Annotated in this window: 22 protein-coding genes, 1 tRNA gene and 1 other annotated feature; of the genes, 3 read left to right on the forward strand and 20 right to left on the reverse strand. The window is 36.6% G+C overall.

Annotated features, from left to right (window positions below; all coding sequences use genetic code 11):
- Window position 1: 1 nt before the first annotated feature.
- From ATZ35_RS15365 to sufC, 7 genes are all read right to left on the reverse strand, one after another.
- Entirely contained in the window at window positions 2-619 is a 618-nt protein-coding gene (locus ATZ35_RS15365; RefSeq protein ID WP_208928006.1) for a hypothetical protein, read from the reverse strand.
- The gene (locus ATZ35_RS15370) at window positions 609-1,100 is read right to left on the reverse strand and encodes a hypothetical protein (RefSeq protein WP_208928007.1); all 492 of its coding nucleotides are present in this window, start codon (window positions 1,098-1,100) and stop codon (window positions 609-611) included. The genes ATZ35_RS15365 and ATZ35_RS15370 overlap by 11 nt, the downstream gene beginning before the upstream one ends.
- Before the next feature lie 184 nt (window positions 1,101-1,284).
- Window positions 1,285-2,679, reverse strand: coding sequence for a Fe-S cluster assembly protein SufB (gene sufB, locus ATZ35_RS15375; RefSeq protein ID WP_208928008.1), 1,395 nt, complete (start codon window positions 2,677-2,679; stop codon window positions 1,285-1,287).
- 48 nt (window positions 2,680-2,727) lie between these two features.
- Window positions 2,728-3,195 (reverse strand): Fe-S cluster assembly sulfur transfer protein SufU, encoded by a 468-nt coding sequence (sufU, locus tag ATZ35_RS15380; protein WP_208928009.1) that lies wholly within the window; start codon window positions 3,193-3,195, stop codon window positions 2,728-2,730.
- Complete coding sequence (locus ATZ35_RS15385) at window positions 3,182-4,417, reverse strand: cysteine desulfurase (protein WP_208928010.1); 1,236 nt, start codon at window positions 4,415-4,417, stop codon at window positions 3,182-3,184. The genes sufU and ATZ35_RS15385 overlap by 14 nt, the downstream gene beginning before the upstream one ends.
- Complete coding sequence (gene sufD, locus ATZ35_RS15390) at window positions 4,414-5,700, reverse strand: Fe-S cluster assembly protein SufD (RefSeq protein WP_208928011.1); 1,287 nt, start codon at window positions 5,698-5,700, stop codon at window positions 4,414-4,416. Before sufD ends, ATZ35_RS15385 begins: the two co-directional genes overlap by 4 nt.
- Before the next feature lie 14 nt (window positions 5,701-5,714).
- Window positions 5,715-6,485, reverse strand: a complete 771-nt coding sequence (sufC, locus tag ATZ35_RS15395) for a Fe-S cluster assembly ATPase SufC (protein WP_010765431.1) — start codon at window positions 6,483-6,485, stop codon at window positions 5,715-5,717.
- A gap of 316 nt (window positions 6,486-6,801) precedes the next feature.
- On the opposite strand from sufC, the gene hemH reads away from it, so the two are divergent.
- Window positions 6,802-7,746, forward strand: a complete 945-nt coding sequence (hemH, locus tag ATZ35_RS15400; RefSeq protein ID WP_208928012.1) for a ferrochelatase — start codon at window positions 6,802-6,804, stop codon at window positions 7,744-7,746.
- A gap of 66 nt (window positions 7,747-7,812) precedes the next feature.
- Here hemH and ATZ35_RS15405 read toward each other — a convergent pair whose 3' ends face one another.
- The 7 genes from ATZ35_RS15405 to ATZ35_RS15435 all read right to left on the reverse strand — a co-directional run bounded on the left by ATZ35_RS15405 (window position 7,813) and on the right by ATZ35_RS15435 (window position 13,582).
- A complete protein-coding gene (locus ATZ35_RS15405; protein ID WP_208928013.1) occupies window positions 7,813-8,358 on the reverse strand; it encodes a hypothetical protein in 546 nt (181 codons plus the stop codon).
- Window positions 8,359-8,546: 188 nt separating this feature from the next.
- Window positions 8,547-9,398, reverse strand: coding sequence for a MetQ/NlpA family ABC transporter substrate-binding protein (locus tag ATZ35_RS15410; protein ID WP_208930511.1), 852 nt, complete (start codon window positions 9,396-9,398; stop codon window positions 8,547-8,549).
- Between the two features lie 36 nt (window positions 9,399-9,434).
- Window positions 9,435-10,064 carry a methionine ABC transporter permease gene (locus tag ATZ35_RS15415; RefSeq protein ID WP_208930512.1) on the reverse strand — a complete coding sequence of 210 codons (630 nt, stop codon included), beginning with the start codon at window positions 10,062-10,064 and terminating at the stop codon, window positions 9,435-9,437.
- A 49-nt stretch (window positions 10,065-10,113) separates the two neighbouring features.
- Window positions 10,114-11,151, reverse strand: a complete 1,038-nt coding sequence (locus ATZ35_RS15420) for a methionine ABC transporter ATP-binding protein (RefSeq protein WP_208928014.1) — start codon at window positions 11,149-11,151, stop codon at window positions 10,114-10,116.
- A gap of 242 nt (window positions 11,152-11,393) precedes the next feature.
- Window positions 11,394-11,638 (reverse strand) — a binding site (T-box leader).
- 55 nt (window positions 11,639-11,693) lie between these two features.
- Entirely contained in the window at window positions 11,694-12,023 is a 330-nt protein-coding gene (locus tag ATZ35_RS15425; RefSeq protein WP_208928015.1) for a glycine cleavage system H family protein, read from the reverse strand.
- Complete coding sequence (locus tag ATZ35_RS15430; protein WP_208930513.1) at window positions 12,023-12,379, reverse strand: arsenate reductase family protein; 357 nt, start codon at window positions 12,377-12,379, stop codon at window positions 12,023-12,025. The genes ATZ35_RS15425 and ATZ35_RS15430 overlap by 1 nt, the downstream gene beginning before the upstream one ends.
- A gap of 18 nt (window positions 12,380-12,397) precedes the next feature.
- Window positions 12,398-13,582: an FtsW/RodA/SpoVE family cell cycle protein gene (locus ATZ35_RS15435; RefSeq protein ID WP_208928016.1), complete on the reverse strand. Its 1,185-nt coding sequence runs from the start codon at window positions 13,580-13,582 to the stop codon at window positions 12,398-12,400.
- 207 nt (window positions 13,583-13,789) lie between these two features.
- Here ATZ35_RS15435 and ATZ35_RS15440 point away from each other — a divergent pair, with 207 nt between their 5' ends.
- A complete protein-coding gene (locus ATZ35_RS15440) occupies window positions 13,790-14,542 on the forward strand; it encodes a hypothetical protein (protein WP_208928017.1) in 753 nt (250 codons plus the stop codon).
- A 135-nt stretch (window positions 14,543-14,677) separates the two neighbouring features.
- On the opposite strand, the gene ATZ35_RS15445 is transcribed toward ATZ35_RS15440, so the two are convergent.
- The 3 genes from ATZ35_RS15445 to ATZ35_RS15455 all read right to left on the reverse strand — a co-directional run bounded on the left by ATZ35_RS15445 (window position 14,678) and on the right by ATZ35_RS15455 (window position 16,721).
- A complete protein-coding gene (locus ATZ35_RS15445) occupies window positions 14,678-14,863 on the reverse strand; it encodes a hypothetical protein (protein WP_208928018.1) in 186 nt (61 codons plus the stop codon).
- A 124-nt stretch (window positions 14,864-14,987) separates the two neighbouring features.
- Window positions 14,988-16,454, reverse strand: coding sequence for a MucBP domain-containing protein (locus ATZ35_RS15450; RefSeq protein ID WP_244148180.1), 1,467 nt, complete (start codon window positions 16,452-16,454; stop codon window positions 14,988-14,990).
- A gap of 194 nt (window positions 16,455-16,648) precedes the next feature.
- Window positions 16,649-16,721: transfer RNA gene (locus ATZ35_RS15455), tRNA-Thr, on the reverse strand.
- Between the two features lie 138 nt (window positions 16,722-16,859).
- On the opposite strand from ATZ35_RS15455, the gene ATZ35_RS15460 reads away from it, so the two are divergent.
- Window positions 16,860-17,096 carry a hypothetical protein gene (locus ATZ35_RS15460; RefSeq protein ID WP_010763354.1) on the forward strand — a complete coding sequence of 79 codons (237 nt, stop codon included), beginning with the start codon at window positions 16,860-16,862 and terminating at the stop codon, window positions 17,094-17,096.
- Between the two features lie 91 nt (window positions 17,097-17,187).
- Here ATZ35_RS15460 and upp read toward each other — a convergent pair whose 3' ends face one another.
- The 3 genes from upp to ATZ35_RS15475 form a co-directional block, all read right to left on the reverse strand.
- On the reverse strand, window positions 17,188-17,817 hold the full coding sequence (upp, locus tag ATZ35_RS15465) for a uracil phosphoribosyltransferase (protein ID WP_208928019.1): 630 nt from the start codon (window positions 17,815-17,817) through the stop codon (window positions 17,188-17,190).
- A gap of 79 nt (window positions 17,818-17,896) precedes the next feature.
- The gene (glyA, locus tag ATZ35_RS15470) at window positions 17,897-19,135 is read right to left on the reverse strand and encodes a serine hydroxymethyltransferase (RefSeq protein ID WP_208928020.1); all 1,239 of its coding nucleotides are present in this window, start codon (window positions 19,133-19,135) and stop codon (window positions 17,897-17,899) included.
- Between the two features lie 55 nt (window positions 19,136-19,190).
- On the reverse strand, window positions 19,191-20,228 hold the full coding sequence (locus ATZ35_RS15475) for an L-threonylcarbamoyladenylate synthase (protein WP_208928021.1): 1,038 nt from the start codon (window positions 20,226-20,228) through the stop codon (window positions 19,191-19,193).
- Window positions 20,229-20,246: the final 18 nt, after the last annotated feature.

Consider the following 20,246-nt stretch of genomic DNA (forward strand, 5'->3'; position numbering starts at 1 on the left):
CTTAATTTTGTTTCAATTCTAATTTATTCTTTTTAAGACTAACAAAACCTAACCAGATTGGTTTTTCTAAAACAAGGTAATCTTTATCACCCTTGTTGTATTCTTCCAAAACTAGACTTAATTTAATTGTTCTAACAGTTGAAACGTCCTTCTTATATCTGGATATCATTTTGTTTATATCTAACTCGTAATTTGAACCGCCTGAGTCAATAGAAATAAATTTTCTACTTGAATTTTCATGTAACTGAATCATATAAGATTCAGGACATACCAAAGTAATACTCTTATAAGTTTTCCTAACTTTTCCTTTGGCTACTATTTTCATTTCTATATCCATGCTTTTTGCTAAATCTGATTCTGAAAAAACAATCTTATTAGTTTCTTGATTTGGGTAGCTAATATTTACGTCAATATGTAGTAAGCGATTGCTGACGAAATTAAACACTAATGCAAATATCACACTAAAAACAAAATTATAAAAACCAATGTCTAATGATGCCAAAACTTTTTGATCAGTTATATTTAAAAAAATGGTTGCAAGCGGAAATTTATATGCACATATACATGAACCTATCATTAAGAATAAGACTTTAACTTGTTTTAACACTTCACTCCCCATTAAAATACCTCGTTAAAACTGGAACAATGAAATTATTAAATATTTCTTCATCTCCGAAATATATACCATTTGATAATATTTTTGCATTGTCGTAGTTTCCGCCTCGACCTACAATTTTTATTTCACTAATATCTATAGATTCATTATCATAACACCAAGACAATTCCTCTATTAATCTTACTACATTTGAGTAATCAGTTCTCATAGAAAGAATTATCTTATTAATATTCTCTTGTACTTCTAAATCATCTTCGCTTCCTATTTTCAGAGCTGCTACTATATATTCTTTATTATTTATTGCAGTTTCTTTTATTAGCTCTATCATAACTTCAGAGTTAAACAAAACTTGACGGCTATTTTCCTGTTTTAATTTTTTTATCAGTTGTGAATATGAAATCTTCTTAGCATCATAAGAAATTAATTGAAAAGAGTAACAATTATTTTGGAAATGTTTAAATATTTTTTTATTTTCTACATTCATATTCCATCCCCCATTTCTTATATCAAGATAATTATATCAAGCATTACAACACATTACTATTAAAATTCATAAAAATTTGGCTTTTATTTCTAATTGGCGTTAATTTTATTGTTACTTTCTACATCACAAAACAAAAAAAGCCAGAAATACCTGCAATCAGACATTTCCAGCTTCCAAGATTTAATTACCCGACTGATCCTTCCATCTCATAACTAATCAATCGATTCAATTCAACCGCATACTCCATCGGCAATTCCTTCGTAAACGGCTCCACAAATCCCATAACGATCATCTCAGTCGCTTCAATTTCAGTCAACCCACGACTCATCAAGTAATAAAGCTGCTCTTCCGAAATTTTCGAAACCTTCGCTTCATGCTCCAACGCCACTTGACTGTTATGAATCTCATTAAACGGAATCGTATCAGATTTCGATTTATCATCCATAATGATCGTATCACACTCAATATGTGAAATTGATCCAGCACTATCTTTCCCAAACGTTACTTGACCACGGTAGTTCACTTCACCGCCGTCTTTGGCAATTGATTTAGAAACGATCGAACTTGAAGTGTTTGGCGCATTATGAATCATTTTCGCCCCTGTATCTTGGATTTGGTTTTCTCCAGCAAATGCAATTGAAAGCATTGTGCCGCGAGCGCCTTTTCCATCTAGATAAACACTTGGGTATTTCATCGTTGTTTTGGCACCTAAGTTCCCGTCGATCCACTCAACTGTGGCACCTTCATAAGCTTTGGCACGTTTTGTTACCAAGTTATAAACGTTATCAGACCAGTTTTGGATGGTTGTATAACGTGTATAGGCATCTTTATGGGTAAAGATCTCAACGATTGCTGCATGTAAGCTATTGCTTGTATACGTAGGAGCTGTACAGCCTTCTACGTAATGAACGCTCGCACCTTCATCCACGATAATCAGTGTACGTTCAAATTGTCCTGTGTTTTCCGCATTGATTCGGAAGTATGTTTGTAATGGTACATCCACACGAACCCCTTTTGGTACATAGATAAATGTTCCACCCGACCAAACTGCTGAGTTTAGTGCAGCTAATTTGTTATCTGTTGGTGGGACTAATTTTGCGAAGTATTTTTTGAATATATCGGGATATTCTTTCAACGCTGAATCTGTATCTGTAAAGATGATCCCTAATTTTTGGAATTCTTCTTTCATATTGTGGTAAACCACTTCTGATTCATATTGCGCTGAAGCTCCAGCTAGGTAAGCACGTTCGGCTTCTGGAATTCCAATTTTTTCAAAGGTTTCTTTGATTTTATCTGGTACATCATCCCAGTCACGAGCAGGTTTGTCGCTAGCTCTTTGGAAATATTTGATTTTTTCAAAATCGATATCAGATAAATCTGGTCCCCAATTTTGCATAGGCATTTTGTGGAATTGTTCTAATGATTTCAAACGGAATTCCAACATCCATTCTGGTTCTTCTTTCTTACGTGAAATTTCTCTAACAACTTCCTCTGTTAGTCCACTTCCCGTACTGAAAATTGGTTTCACATCATCATGGAAACCAAATTGATATTCTTCTAACTCAGGTACAGTACTCAAATTATCTCACGTCCTTTTCTTGATTCCTTACTGACTTCAACTTATTTATTATTCTTCGCAGTGTAATTGTCCTGCGGTTCCTTGTCCGTCATTTTCAACTGCTTGTTCTAACGCTTTCCAAGCCAATGTTGCACATTTGATCCGTGCGGGGAATTTGGCCACGCCACTAAGCATCGCTGCATCACCGAGTTTTTCTTCCTCTGACACATCATTTCCTTGTACCAACTGAGAAAAATCTTCAGCCAACTGTTCTGCTTCGGCTAACGTCTTCCCAATCACCGCATCTGTCATCATACTAGCACTTGCCGTACTAATCGAACAACCACTTCCGCTAAAGGCAATATCTTTAATAACATTGTCTTCAATAGCCACTTGCAATTCGATCACATCGCCACAAGTTGGGTTATTCATTTCGATTTTTTTGCTTGATTCTGCTAATGTTCCATGATGATGAGGATGACTGGAATGATCCAAAATCACTTGACGGTATAAATTATCTAATTTAGATAGAGCCATGTTGGAAAAACTCCTTTGTCGCTAAAATTGCTTCGATCAATCGATCAGCATCTGCTTTGGTATTATAAAGATAGAAGCTTGCACGAGCTGTCGCTGGAACGTCTAAATATTTCAGTAATGGCTGCGCACAATGATGTCCTGCACGAACTGCCAAACCTTCCATATCCAAAGCTGTCGCTGTGTCATGCGGGTGTAATCCAGCTAAATTAAACGCCAAAACGCCTGTATGATGAGCCGGATCTTGTGGTCCATAAACCGTCAGACCTTCAATCGCCAATAGTTTTGGCAACACATAAGCCACTAATTCTGCTTCATGTTGATGAATGTCTTCTAAACCAATCTCCGTTAGAAAATCGATTGCGGCACCTAGAGCGATTGCTCCAGCAATATTTGGGGTTCCTGCCTCAAATTTCCAAGGCAGTTCTTTCCACGTACTGTCATACAAATTCACGAAATCAATCATTTCCCCACCAAATTCCACTGGTTCCATTTGATCTAGTAATTCACGTTTTCCATATAATACACCAATTCCAGTTGGACCACACATTTTATGCCCGCTAAATGCATAAAAATCAGCATCGATTGCTTGAACATCCACTGGCATATGCGGTACCGCTTGGGCACCATCAACAACTAAGACAGCTCCGTGGCTATGAGCTAACTTAGCCAACTCTGCCACTGGATTGATTACGCCTAAAACATTGGATACATGTGCGATCGAAACAATCTTGGTTTTATCCGTGATTTGTTGTTTTGCACTTTCCATATCTAAAAAGCCATCTGCTGTGATCTCGATATATTTCAAGGTTGCGCCTTTGCGTTCCGCTAGTTGTTGCCAAGGAATAATATTAGAGTGATGCTCCATATAGGAAATCACGATTTCATCCCCTGCTTCAACCGCTAAATCGCCATAGCTTTTTGCGACCCAATTTAAACTCGTCGTTGTGCCTCGGGTAAAGAGCGTTTCCGCTGTTTCTTTGGCATTGATAAAGGCTCTAACTTTTTCACGAGCTTCTTCATACTCTTTCGTGGCACGTTCGGCCAACGTATGCACACCACGGTGAACATTAGCATTATCGTGTTCGTAATAATAAGTCAGTTTATCTAAAACTGCTTTAGGCTTTTGAGTTGTTGCTGCATTATCCAGATAAACAAGCGGCTCGTCATTGACTTCTTGAAACAAGATGGGAAACTGCTGCCGAATCTTATCTGCGTTTATCATGCATTCAACTTCCCTTCAATTACGTCTACAAATTCTTTTTGAACATCTTTAACAGGAATCGCTGTGATCACTGAACCTAAGAAGCCACGAATAACCAAACGTTCCGCATCATCTTTACGTAACCCACGACTCATTAAATAGTACATTTCTTCTGGATCGACACGACCAACACTGGCTGCATGTCCTGCGGTTACTTCGTTTTCATCGATCAATAAAATTGGATTCGCATCACCACGGGCTTTGTCAGAAAGCATTAAGACACGACTTTCTTGTTGGGCATCTGCCCCTTTAGCTCCTTTTAGAATATGACCAATTCCGTTGAATGTTAATGTTCCACGCTCACGGATAACACCATGTTGTAAAATGTGTCCCACAGAATGAGAGGCTTTATTGGTTACACGAGTATCTATCCCTTGCGTTTGTTTGCCAGCACTGATTGCCACGACTTTGACTTCTGAGTGAGAGCCTTCGCCTACTAAGTCAGAATCAAAATCAGCAACCACGTCACCATCATTCATGACACCTAAGGCCCAATCAACAGATGCATCACGCATAATGTGTCCACGACGGTTTATATACGTTGAAACATTTTCGCCTAATTGATCGACAGCTGAGTATTTCACTTTTGAACCAGCTTTGGCAATCACTTCAACGACGATGTTCGCTGATACTTTGACTTTTTGCTCGCCAATTGTTTGGAATCGTTCTAAATAGCTAAACTCACTATGTTCGTCCGCTACGATCAAGACATGTTTGAAGAACGATTCTTCACTGGCTGAATCTTGAATAAAGATTGCTTCGATTGGTTCTTCAATGACAACATTTTTTGGTACGTATAAGAAGACTCCACTATTCATAAAGGCTGTATGGAATGCTGTTAATTTATCTTCATCCATCTCAACGGCTTTGTTCATATAATATTCTTTGACTAAATCGCCATGTTCTTGCATTGCAGTAAACATGTCAGTAAAAATTACCCCTTGATCGGCTAATTTAGCTGAAAGTTGTTCAAATGCTGTAATCGACCCTTGTTGCACGATCACAGGATTGTCTTTCATTGCGTCAAAGCTTGGGATGTTCATCGTTTCAGGTGCATACTCTTCAGTATTCACGTTAAACAAAGGCCAACGGTGAAATTTCACACGTTCGATCTTTGGTAATTCTAGGTTTTCAGCTTTTTCTAAAGCCGCTACACGTAAGTCGGTCATCCAAGTAGGTTCTTCGTTACGGGCTGAAAAAGCGTTGATGTCGTCAAGATAATTCGCTGTTGTTATTTCCTTCATTTATCTTGTCCTCCTTATGCTTCTTCTTTGTATTCGATACCTAATTCTTGGCTGATTCCTGCATAGCCTTCTGCTTCTAAACGTTTTGCAAGTTCAGCACCGCCAGTTTTCACTACACGGCCTTCCATCATGATATGCACCACATCTGGTGTGATGTAGTTCAATAGACGTTGGTAGTGAGTGATGATCAATGCACCAAAGTTTTCACCGCGCATTTCGTTTACACCTTTTGAAACAACTTTCAACGCATCGATATCTAAACCAGAATCAATTTCATCTAATATGGCAAATGTTGGTTCTAACATCAATAATTGTAGGATTTCGTTCCGTTTCTTTTCTCCACCAGAGAAGCCTTCGTTTAAATAACGTTCAGCCATTTCTTCTGGCATATTTAGTAGATCCATTTTTTTATCTAATTTTTTGATGAATTCCATTACTGAGATTTTGTTATCTTCATCACGTTTTGCATTGATCGCCGCACGCATAAATTCAGCATTTGTGATACCTGGAATTTCACTTGGGTATTGCATCGCAAGGAATAAACCTAAACGGGCACGTTCGTCCACTTCAAGTTCTAAGACATTTTCGCCATCAAACAAGATTTCGCCTTCTGTGACTTCGTAATTAGGATTTCCCATGATGGCCGCAGATAAGGTTGATTTACCTGTTCCGTTTGGCCCCATGATTGCGTGGATTTCACCTGTTTTCATCGTCAGGTTAACCCCTTTTAAAATCTTTTTATCTTCGATTGATACGTGTAAATTTTTAATTTCTAAAACGGACATGTACAATTCCCTCCAACTTAAAATAATTATTTTATCGTTCTCATTCATTTTATCCCAATTGAGAATGATAAGCAATCTCTTTACTAGAATAATTCTTAATTAAGCTAGCTTTTGTTTGTGAAAAAGTGGACTTAATTAGAATCTTTCTAAATTAACTATTGTTCTTTTATTTGGATTTTACTCCGTTGCTTGCTTTTATACGTTCCTGATTACTTTGATTTTCCCCACATATTGTGAGATAATTTACAACGATTTCAGAATAATTTTGACTAGAGCAAAAATCATTTTGTCCAGCCAACCGAAAAGAGGGTTTTTAATGTTTAAAAAAGGCATCATTCTTGTTAATCTTGGTACACCAGATAAACCTGAAACCAAGGAAGTTCGAGCTTATCTTAAACGCTTTTTAGGAGATAAACGAGTGATCGATACTAATCGTTTGATCTGGCTTCCTGTTTTACACGGGATCATTCTACGAACCAGACCAAAAAAATCTGCTGCTTTGTACCAACAAATCTGGCAAGAAGCTGGTTCACCGTTACTTATTTATACTCAATCACAAACGAAGCAACTGCAAGCACGCTTTCCAGATCAAGTTGTGCGTTATGCTATGTCATACAGCAGCCCTTTGATTCCAGAAGTGTTACAAGAGATGCATGATTTAGGGGTAACTGATTTGACGATCATTCCATTGTATCCCCAATATTCAACAACGACTACAGCGCCAATATTCGATGAAGTAGCAAAATTTTATTTGAAAGCTGAAGCAATTCCTAGCTTACATTTTATTCAATCATTTTATGATGAGCCATTATATATCGAAGCCTTAGCGAATCAAATCAAACAAGCTTTAACAGAAAGAAAAATAGATAAAATTGTGTTCTCTTATCACGGTATTCCAGTTTCTTATGTAGAAAAAGGGGATCATTATTTAGAGCATTGTCAACAAACGACCCAAACTGTTATGGAACAGGTCGGTGATGTTTCGCACATTAGCACCTTTCAATCAAAATTTGGACCTGCTGAATGGCTGACACCAGCTACTGATCAAACGTTAAAAGAGTTACCTAAGCAAGGAGCTAAAAATATTTTGATTCTGACACCTGGTTTTGTTTCTGACTGTTTAGAAACGATAGAAGAAATTGAAAAAGAAAATTATGGCTATTTTATGGAAAATGGCGGTGAACATTTCCACTATATTCATCCATTTAATGCTGATCCTATTTTCATTGATATTTTAGAACAACTGATAAATAAAAAATAACCATACTAAAAAGGAGTGTTCTCTACTGATTAGCAGAGTCACTCCTTTTTACTATTTAATTCATTATTATTGTAGGTTCATTGAAATATAAGCAGGTTCAATGGTTACTTTAGACATATTGCCCACATTCGGTAAAGCTGCCCAGTTAGGAACAATACTCCGATTCGCTTTTACAAATAGAGAGGTTCCATAAGCACCTTGTGTTATCGCAACCGTTGTTTTGAATACCGGTGTTAAGCCATTCACTTGCGTTACAGTATACCCCCAAATCTTGTCGTCGCCATTAAAGTAAGAATCGCTTGGTGAATAGGTTCCAACAAAATCAAAAATACGGTCTTTTACAACATATGCAGCTTGAATCGATCGACTATTGGCTGTTGCCTGAGCGTATTGAATCTCACCTGAATAATCAGCATAACCATACCGACCCGCTTCGAACGTATAAACGCCCGAATAGATTCTTTTCCAGGCTCCACTTGAATCAAACGTGAAAACAGCGCCATTGTTCATATCAATTTCTTGTGCGGCTTCACTCTTTTGGCTGTTAACAATACTTGCAAAAAGCATTGTAATCAGCGCGATGGTAAATAAAATTACTTTTCTTTTTTTCATCTTTCTTATCTCCTTTTTTTATTTCAGTATACCGAAATTTAATATTAACATAAAAATATATTTATCTCAACATTAGAACATATTTTTTAAACTATAAAAAATAAATATATTACAAAAAACAGGTATTTTTTGTAGTTTTATTGTAAAAAATCTGAAATGAGTTGGAACACTCATTTCAGATTTCATCTTTATTTATCTACTGGTTTTACAGATCCATCCCATTTTTCAAGAATCCAATCTTGGATTTCTTTACTATGCAAGGCATCAACTAATTTTTTGATTTTATCGCTATCTTTATCTTCAGAACGAACAGCCACAATATTTACATATGGTGAGTTGTCTTTTTCAAGTAAAACTGAATCTTTCAACGGATTCAGCCCTGCGCTATAAGCAAAGTTAGCGTTGATTGCAACAAGATCTGCTTCATCGTTATTGTATGTTGTTGTTAATACTTCAGGATTGATATTATGGATAAATTTCAAGTTTTTAGGATTTTTATCAATATCTTCAAATGTCGCTGTTTCTAAGTCAACACCGTCTTTAACCGTAACTAAATCTGCATCTTGTAAAATTGTAATGATTCGACCCCAGTCAGATTCTGAGTTTGATGTAATGATCGTTGCGCCGTCTTTTAAGTCTTTAATATCTTTGATTCGTTTTGAGTATAGACCCATTGGCTCAATATGAATACCGCCAGCATTTGCAAAATCATAATTATTTTCTTTGACTTGTAAATTAAAGTACGGAATATGCTGGAAGTAATTAGCATCAATATCGCCTTCAGCTAGGTTTTTATTTGGTAAGATGTAGTCATCGAATTGAACGATTTCTAGATCAACACCTTCTTTTTTCAAAATTGGTTTAACTTGTTCAAGGATTTCTGCATGAGGTGAAGCTGATGCACCGACTTTTAAAACTGAAGATTCTTTTGCAGATCCTGCTGATTTACTATCATCTGTTTTGTCCTTTGCGCCTCCACAAGCAACTAAACCAAATGTTACAACTGCCAATGCTGCTAAACCGAATAATTTCTTTTTCATCATGTATTTCCTCCAATTATGTTCTATTTTGATTGTTTATCGTTTGTCAGAGCGTTTCACTAATTGATCGCCGACAAACTGAATAATAAACACAATAACCAAGATTAAAACTGTTGCAACCAACGTTACTGTATTATTGTTACGACTAAATCCTTCTTGATACGCTAAACCACCAAGACCTCCGCCACCGATGATCCCAGCCATTGCTGTAAAGCCAATCATTGTGATCGTTGTTAGCGTTACACCCGATAATAACGCTGGTGTGCTTTCAGGGATCAAGACTTTAAAGATTTTTTGAATTCTAGAAGCCCCCATTGCATCGGCTGCTTCTAGCACACCACTGTCCACTTCACGAAAGGCAATTTCGACTAAACGAGCGTAAAATGGTGCAGCTGATACGATCAATGATGGAATTGCTGCCTTTGCACCAATTCCTGTTCCAACTAATTTTCTTGAAAAGTCCATCAACAAGATAATCAACACGATATAAGGAATCGAGCGGAAAATATTGCTAACGACTGATAAAACACTATAACAAATTTTTGCAAACGGTGATTTGTTACGGCTTAAACTGTATAATAGCAAACCTAATAAAAAACCAATAATAATAACAAAAATCATCGCAACGACCGTCATAAACAATGTATCGATCGCCGCCTGCTGCATTGATTCTGGATTCACTCGGCTAAAGTTTAAATATTTCTCTGCAAATGTTTCATTCGCCACGGTGAATCACCTCCATTACAACTTCTTTTTCATTGAAAAATGCCAATGCCTTATCTATTTCACTAGTTGTTCCTGTAATCATCACAGTCAAGGTCCCAAAGGCTCCTTCTTTTGCTTGTTGAACTTGACCTTGAACCACATTGATATCTACAGCAAACTGACGAATTGCTTGTGAGATCACAGGCTCATTGGCATTATCACCGCTAAATTGCAATGTTGCAACAAGTCCTGCTGGATTTTCTTTGATCAACTCTTGCAACAGCTCTTCTGTATCTTCTTTTGGCTCTAATTCCTGTTGAACGAAACGTTTGGTAACAGCTTGTTGCGGATGTCTAAAGACTTCTAAAACATCCCCTTCTTCAACGATTTGGCCCTGTTCCATTACCGCAACTTTGTTGCAGATCTTACGAATCACATGCATTTCGTGGGTAATCAATACAATGGTTAAGTTCAACGTTTGATTGATTTCCAAAAGCAGATCCAATACTTCATCTGTCGTTTGTGGATCTAATGCACTTGTTGCTTCGTCACAAAGTAAGATTTCTGGATTATTGGCTAACGCTCGAGCAATCCCTACACGCTGTTTTTGGCCACCAGATAATTGACTTGGATAAGCATCTCCACGACCTTCTAATCCAACTAAGCTTAAAAGTTCTTGTGCTCGTTCCTTTCTGACTTTCTTTGGAACATTCGCTAGCTCTAAAGGCAACATAATATTCTCTAAAATCGTTCTTGACCATAGTAGATTAAAGTGCTGAAAGATCATTCCAATTTTTTTACGAAATTGGCGTAACTCTCGGTTGGCCATTTGGGCAACATTTTGACCTTGAATAATGACTTCTCCTTGTGTTGGCAATTCTAGACCATTTAATAAACGAACCAAGGTACTTTTACCAGCGCCAGAATAACCAACGATTCCATAAATATCACCTTGATCAACAGTTAGTGAAACATCATTCACCGCTGTTACTTGCCCGCTTTTACCGGAAAATTGTTTTTGTACGTTTTGTAATTCGATTAGAGGCATTTCTTCCCCTCCACTTTCTTTGGTTTTGCTTCTTTTTTATTATACTACATGATTTGCTTTGCGTTGTGAAATAGCAGGTAGATTATTTTTTTATAATACAGTGTGATTAATCTACTGCTTGGACTGTCATTCACTAGTAAGAAATTCCTCTCACTTCGTTCGCCAAGTACTGTTCAACATCATTTTACTTTGTAAATTGTGTAGAACATGCAAAAAGCTTCCGCCCCATGTCATCGATCTGACAAAAGGACGAAAGCTTGTCTTTCGTGTTACCACCTTGATTTACCATTATTTCACAATAATAGCCTTATACAGTACTTGAATTCGCATACTGTTGTGCTATAACGGGCACTCCCGTAATAAGTTCACATTCGCTTACTTATTCTGCTCAAAGACCATCTTCCATCTCAACTATGCTGCCCATTTTCAGCGAACAAGGCTCTCTTCAAACATGTTTGACATGTACTCTTCTTTTCAAAGCTTTCACTTTATATTGATGAAATTATAGCAATATCCAAATCGCTTGTCAATCATTTTCACACTTAGCTTAATTCTGCTTCATCCACATCTGTTAAAATCGCAATCCAAGCATTCAGTTGATTGCCATCGTCTAATGTACTAGGATCTTGTTCAGCTGCTTCATTGATCGCTGAAACCGTCCCGCTAAGTGGTGTACTAAATTCACTGACTGCTTTTTCAGCTTCTAATTCAATCAATGAATCTCCTTTTTTCAACGTTTGTCCTACTTTCGGCATGGTTGCAAAAGTAATATTGCCTAAATCTTCTTGCGCTTGATTGGTCAAACCGATTTTATAGCCAGCATCTGTTTTTAAGAGCCACAAGCTATCGATTATTTTCAATTCTTCCGCCATTATTGAATAGCTCCTTTGTAATCAGATTCTTTAAATCCGTTTGCTAAAAATTGCTCTCCTTTAACAAAAATCGGACGTTTGATCAGCATACCATCAGTTGCTAATAATTCACTTGCTTCCTTGATTGAAAAGTCGTTGACTTTATCTTTCAAGCCTTGTTCTCTATAGCGGATGCCACTTGTATTAAAGAAACGGCGGACTGGTAAATCACTTTGCTCCATCCAACTTGCTAATTGTTTTGCAGTGGGTGGATTTTCGATCATATCGATCGTTTCGTATTTTACCTGATGCTCATCTAACCAAGCCTTTGCTTTCTTACAAGTTGAACATTTTGGATACCAGAAAAATGTGTACATTTTAACGCCTTCTTTCATTTAATAGTCTTCGATCGTTGCTTCTTTTTGATATTTCATCGACATGATCAACCCTACGCCTAGCATATTCCCTAAAATCGAGGAACCACCTTGACTAATAAATGGTAATGGAATCCCTGTTAAAGGCAATAGCCCAATATTTGCACCAATATTTTCAAATACATGGAACAAAATCATCATGATAATCCCTGTTGCAATGTAGGCATAAAATTCATTATTTGTCTCAAAACAAACACGAATCATGCGGTAGATCAAGATAAAGTATAGCAAAATAATAAAACAGCCGCCAATGAAACCAAAGTTCTCACCGACAACAGTGAAAATCATATCTGACTCTCTAACTGGCACATAAACATCACTGACATTAAAACCTTTACCAAATAATCCGCCAGAACCGATTGCCGTCAATGCCAATGCCGGTTGTTGTGAACGATCAGGATCATGGTGGAAAGGTTTCATCCAGAGATCAATCCGATCAAACTGATAGGGTTTAAACCCAACTGAATAAAGAAACTCACGCCCTGTTGTTGTTGTAACAAGATAAATCGTTCCTGCACCGATTAAAATAGCCGCTAAAAAAGTCGGTAAGATAATCTTCCACGATATTCCTGACATCAAGAAGACACCACCGAAAATGGCAAGGAAAACCAACATCGTTCCAAAATCATCTTGTAGTAAAATCAAAACAATGACTGGCAACGTCACCAGCAACATTTTACCGATCAGCCAAAAGTCCGATTTTAACGTTCGATTGACATTTTTCACATTATGCATGGTCACAACATAAGCTAACATTAAAATAAATGCTACTTTCATCAGCTCTGAAGGTTGAAAAGTCGTCCCACCGATACTGATCCAGTTTTTAGATCCAGTTTGTGATTCTAGATAAGGATCATAAAATTTTAATAATAACCCCATCATGATCAAACCAATCGCATAAAAAATCGGAGTCAAGCGCCATAGTAATTTTGAACTAAAATTCATGACCACAACAATGCTGACGCCACCAACTAAGTACCATAGCCCTTGTTTCATCAACATGTTGCCTATCTCTGGTCGCATCGGATCATTACTTAAGGCCACATAAAGTGACAAGATCCCGATAATCGATAGAAGGAACACAGGTAAAATCACACCATAATCAATTCTATTATCTAAATTTCGCATTAGTTTATTTTTATTCATTCGTCATCCCTTTTCCTTAAATCATACGCTTTTTATTATAACTTTCTATAGGGAGAAAAGAAAGTATAGTCTTGATGATTTTGGAAAAACTTTAAAGTACAAGTTTAAGTGTATCCTTTCAACAAACTTTTCTATGTTCATTTAATTACATATTGCTTTGATGCACTACAAAACTATATAATAAAATTTAAAGGGAGATGAATAGGATTGAAGAAGATTTATTTGTTAGTAATTAGTTTGTTTCTTTTATCGCTTAGTGGCTGTGAGAAACAGACCAATACTGAAAACGAAGCGCGAAACTCAGACGAACCTTGGATTACACTTGATACAGATACAATTGAATCTGATGAAAATGGCCAATTTCAGATTACAGGAAAAGCCAAATATAGCAGTTTTTCTGCTAATATCTTCCAAAATAAAAATGGTGTTCGTACACAAGGAACACGAGGTGTTCTCAAAATAGATAAAGATGGGACATTTATTTGGAGAAATATTTTTATAGATGGCAAAGAACCTACAACTGATGTATCATTTTCATCCTACAAAGAAAAAGAAAAGATTCAATATCAGATTAAAGTTGATTATAGTAAATTTGTTGCTAAACAGGAAGAAGATAAGTTAGTAGAAGAAGAAATCAACAGTGCAATGCCCGCTCTTTTAGAAGAAATCGTTGCGTTGTCTGAAGATATGATTATCAATATTGATAAAAAATATCATAGTTACCGAAGTTTACTAGTAACAGTCCCCTTAGATGTAAAGTATGAACGTAATAATGTGAAGAAAAAATATATGGATACGATTGGTTTTCTAGTTCAAGACAAAACTGCCAGTACGTTATACCCAAATAAAGAACAGATTCCTTACATCACATTTCGTTATGAAAAAACGAATGAATTTTTAGGTGCTACTGATTTAATCAACCGAAGAAAATTTATTCTTTATGATGACGTTAATAATTGAAAATGTTGAGTTAATAAAACACCAAATATTATTGAATCTCAATAACAAAAATAGACTAAACAAAACTTAAATCGTTTTGTTTAGTCTATTGGTCTTGAAACCATATTTGTAAATTACATCATTATAAGAATAGAATTATTTTACAACATCTAATACTTTTTCATACGCTTCAACTTGTGCATATAAACGTTGGATCTGCAATTCATTTTCAATATAATTGATCGAGTTTCCAAGATTTTCTTGACGTTTGTCTTCTAAACGTTCAACTTCTTTTTTTGCTTCATTAGCTAATTTAGTGATTTTATCAATTTTTTCTGACATGATGCATTCCTCCTATATACTTAGTTATATAACCAGTTTAGGCTCTTTTTTGTAAATATACAAAAATTACGCGTATCTTGAAGAAGAAATGTTGAATAATCCCTGTGCTCTAACTAAGACTTTATTATTCTTGCCATTTCTTTCTATTGGACCTTAACAAAACTGTAACAACAAATCCAGCTAATAGACTTCCGATTACAGCTAAATTAGCTGAATTCCGATCATTCTCTCCTGTCCTTGGAAGTGTGGGTGTAGATGTTGGTATCGTTAGTTTATAACTATTACTAGTCTTATTACTGGAATTTCGTATTACATTTTTCTCGTAAATATACGTAATAATTTGGTTCTCATCCATAAATACACCCTTGGGACGTCCAATTACCTCTTTAAAAGTATAGCCAACAATTTCTTTTTGCTCGGTGTTATAAACTTCTCCAATTATTCCTGATTCCAAGATATCATCCGCTAACTTATTCCCAGTGCTATCTTCGTATTTTACAGTAATAGTTGATTTTTTGGGGGCTGTTTTGGTGTAGATATAGCTGACTGTTTGAGGTTCTTCTGTAAACAATCCATTTTTATTTCCTTGTACTTCTTGAAAAACATACCCATCAACTTCTTTTTGTTCCGTGCTATATTGCTCTCCAAGCATTCCTGACAAGACAATATCCTCTGTTAACTTATGACCGGTTGTATCTTGATAGTTAACAGTCACGTCTGCCGCTTTTACTGGATCCTTACTATATACATAGGTTACGACTTGTTTTTGATCGGTAAAATGACCAATAATATTTTGAGGCAATTTATCTTGATTTAGTGTATAGCCAGGAATTTCTACTTTATATTGTTCTGTCCCTGCATCGTACTCCTCATCAATATTCCCTTCGATTATTTGGGAATCATGAATTTCCATTCCATTTTCGTCTTCATAAACAACTTCGACAGCTTCAGCTGGGATCGGAGTGTTCGTAAAGTTCACGCCTCTACCAAATCTCCAATCATAATATGTGCCATAGCCTCCCGAGTCATAACCACCACTAAAAGGGACGATGTCCTGACCTAAAGCACCATTTTCTAGAATCGTTGCTTTCCTTGGCGCCATAGTAAACGATATAAGCAAATCTGCATCCCAATTAGTCTCATCTTCTGGATGAACGATATTTTGAGTAAGCTCCATTTTGTATCCTAGTAAATTACTTAATTCGGGAAGTGCTTCGCTAAAATTAATTCCATCCGTTGTATAGGTTAGCTTGGCATTTCCCTTTGTAACGGTAGGGTACGACGTAAATTGAAACCAAAAATTCCCTGTCGCATCCTGGTTAATAAATTTTGCTAAATATTTTGACATCGTACCTTGATTTACAATTATTTCTTGTTGAAAGTAGACCGTCTTATTTTGATTTAAATCGATCATCGTTGGTTCAGAGAAAATATCGTGAAAAGCTTTTCCTACAATAACATAGTCGGTTCCATCATCTGACGTTTTGATTGCTGAACTAGAAGTATTTCCTTGAGCAAAAACAGATGGTGAAACTAGCAGCAAAAATCCTAAAAATAAAAGTCCTGTATAGTAGTACAATTTTTTCATCATTTATCCCTCATCCACGTTTTTTTACCAAAAGAATCGTAACACAGCATTACGGTCTAAGGTGTTTTTTTATTTTCGTAGAATAAAAAATTAGAGCATTTTCAAAAACGACTTATTTTTTAGCTATATTTAGAGACAAAATAAAAAAGCCCACCCCATCAACGGCTAAAACATTGATGGGGCGGGCCTTATCATTATGCCAGCTGCAGGGATCGAACCTGTGACCTATGCGTTACGAGTGCATTGCTCTACCAACTGAGCTAAGCTGGCAATACATTCAAAATTATAAGACTAAACCTACCTTTTGTAAAGGCAAAACGGTTCCTTTTTTTAAAATAAAATTAGTTTTCTGAAATTTTTCTTCATTTATGGTATAATGAAATAAGTTAAGAAAGGAAGTTTTTTTGAATGTCTAATTTCGGTAACTTTAATCGTCCTGTTGAGCCTTCTGCAGAAGGGGATTTATTCACTGTTGATACTCAGGTCACTTTCTTGATGCATGGTCAGCCACAAACGGGAATTATCACAAAACAGTTAAATAATTCTGCTGTAGTGGAAATTGATGAGAATTCTGATAACACCGATTTAATGGTTAAAAGTAATGGTGTGATCGTCATCAATTACAAAAAACTTAAAAAAGTATAGATTTTTCCATCCATAATTACTGGATGGATTTTTTGTTTTAAAAGAAAGAACGGATAAAAACATGAAGATGTTTTTATCCGTTCTTTTGCTATTACTTAGTTCCAAATAAACGGTCACCAGCATCGCCCAAACCAGGAACGATATAACCATCTTTATCCAAATACTCATCTAACGCTGCAGTATAGATATCAATATCTGGATGTGCTTCTTGTAAGGCTTTGATCCCTTCAGGAGCGGCTACTAGACAAACAAATTTAATATTGCTGCCGCCGCGCGCTTTCAATGCATCAATCGCCATGATTGCTGACCCTCCAGTTGCTAACATTGGATCAACTACGAATAATTGACGTGCATCGATATCTTCAGGCATTTTTACAAAGTACTCTACAGGCTCTAATGTATCATGATCACGGTACAAACCGATATGTCCAACTTTTGCTGCTGGAATCAATTCCAAAATACCATCTACCATTCCAATACCTGCGCGTAAAATCGGTACGATTGCAACCTTTTTACCAGATAATGTTTTTTGTGTTGTTTTACAGATCGGTGTCTCGATAACAACATCTTCTAAAGGCATATCTCTTGAAACTTCATATGCCATAAGCATTGCGATCTCATTAACAACTTCACGAAAAACCTTTGTTCCACAATCCTTATCTCTAATGATTGTTAATTTGTGTTGGATCAGTGGATGATCAATAACTTGGAATTTTCCCATGCTCATTCTCCTTCAATAATTTATTCCTTCCTATTGTAAAACAAAATCGAGCGATTGACTAGTCAATCACTCGAAACTTTTAGTTATAAAGTGGATATTTTTTTGTTAACTCGCTAACAGCTGTCCGAACTTCTGTTAAAGTTGCTTCATTTTCGTGGTCATTTAAGACTTTCACGATCAATTTCGCTACTTCTACACAATCATCTTCTTTAAATCCTCGCGTTGTGATTGCAGGTGTTCCAAGACGGATCCCACTTGTTTTGAATGGACTAAGTTGTTCAAATGGAATTGAATTTTTATTGGCCGTGATATTGACACTATCTAAAATCGCTTCTGCTTCTTTACCATTCAACCCAAAACCACTCACATCGATCAATAATAAATGATTATCAGTAGAACCACTGACTAAACGAGCCTCTGGTGTTTGATTGAAAACCTTTGTCATCGCTTTGGCATTTTCAATAACTTGTTCACTGTATTCTTTAAACGTAATGTCTAATGCTTCTTTAAACGCAACTGCTTTACCTGCAATTACATGTTCTAATGGTCCGCCCTGAATACCAGGGAATATATTGCTATTGATTTTTTTCGCTAGATCTTCGTCATTTGTTAAAATAAGACCGCCACGTGGTCCACGTAATGTTTTATGTGTCGTAGATGTCGTGATATCAGCATATGGTACTGGATTAGGATGTAGACCAGCAGCTACAAGACCAGCAATATGAGCCATATCTACCATTAATTTAGCGCCAACTTCATCTGCGATTTCACGGAATTTTTCGAAATCGATTGTGCGAGAATACGCACTAGCTCCTGCTACGATTAATTTTGGTTGATGTTCACGAGCCAAAATACGTACAACATTATAATCGATCACTTCAGTTGTTGGATCCACACCATAACTAACAAAATTATAGGTTTTACCACTAAAATTGACTGGTGAACCATGAGTTAAATGTCCTCCCGCAGACAAATCCATTCCTAAAACGGTATCTCCTGGTTCAATTAATGAAAGATAAGCTGCTGTATTTGCTTGCGAACCTGAATGAGGCTGTACATTGGCAAATTTAGCACCAAATAATTCTTTCGCACGATCAATTGCTAGATCTTCAACGATATCGATAAATTCGCAACCACCATAGTAACGTTTACCTGGGTATCCTTCTGCATACTTATTTGTTAAAATACTGCCTTGAGCCGCCATAACACCTTTAGAAACCACGTTTTCTGAAGCAATCAGCTCCAAATTGTTTTCTTGACGATCGTTCTCTTTCGCAATTGCATCCCATAAATCAGGATCAAATGTTTTATAATCCATTAAACAAGCCTCCATTTCATTTGTTTGTATCGATTGTATCATAATTAAATGCGCTCTACTTGAAAATCGAATCATTTTTTAAAATATTTTGATTTGCTGCCTTTTTTAAGCGGTTCATATAGGCAATTCCCAACTCTGATTCAGGAAAAGCTTGAGCAAAAATCACATCTATCGCTTGTTCGTCTAAACTTCTAAGTCCAGCAAACAACAATTTAGTCGCCTGTTCAACTGAATGCTCGCCAAAAGAAAAGACTGCCTCAACTTCAGCCGAAAATGTTGCTGTTATTTGCTCATCTGCAAATAACCCGATTCGCTGATTGTTATTTTTAGCCCAAGTGATGGCCTTTTTAAACACCTTCTGATCACCGTCTACGATCCACACGGGTACATCTGGAGAATAATGCTTATACTTCATTCCGGGCGCTTTAGGTGTTTCTTTTTCACTAATTAAATGCTGATCGATCATTACCTGACCAATCACTTGTTCTAAACGTTCTTTCGTGATTGCACCTGGTCTCAATATTACTGGAATACCATCTTTCGCGGTTAAATCTAACACCGTTGACTCCACACCGATTTGTGTTGGACCATCGTCGACGATACCAGCTATTTTCCCTTGAAGATCGTGATAAACATGCTGAGCTGTCGTCGGACTAGGTTTGCCAGAAGTATTAGCGCTGGGTCCAACTAACGGCACTCCAGAGATTTTGATCAACTTCAATGTTTCAGCATTATTAGGCATCCGAAAAGCAACGGTCTTCAACCCACCAGTTACAGTGGTGGAAAAAGCATTTGGTTTTACATTAAAAATCAACGTCAATGGCCCCGGCCAAAAAGTATCTACTAATGCTTCAGTCTGCTCTGGGAAATCTGCTACATATTGTTTGACCATTTCAAAATCACTTACGTGAACGATCAGTGGATTATCACTAGGACGTCCTTTAACCGCATATACTTGCTTCACCGCAGCTTCATTCAATGCATTTGCACCCAGTCCATAGACTGTTTCAGTGGGAAAAGCGATCAATTCACCTTGGCGAATGAGTGTTGCTGCTTGCTCAAGTTCATCTGCTGTAAATTGTTTTGTTTTCACTTGCTGATCCCTCCTCTT

Source organism: Enterococcus rotai (genome assembly GCF_001465345.1).
Taxonomy (GTDB): Bacteria; Bacillota; Bacilli; order Lactobacillales; family Enterococcaceae; genus Enterococcus_L; species Enterococcus_L rotai.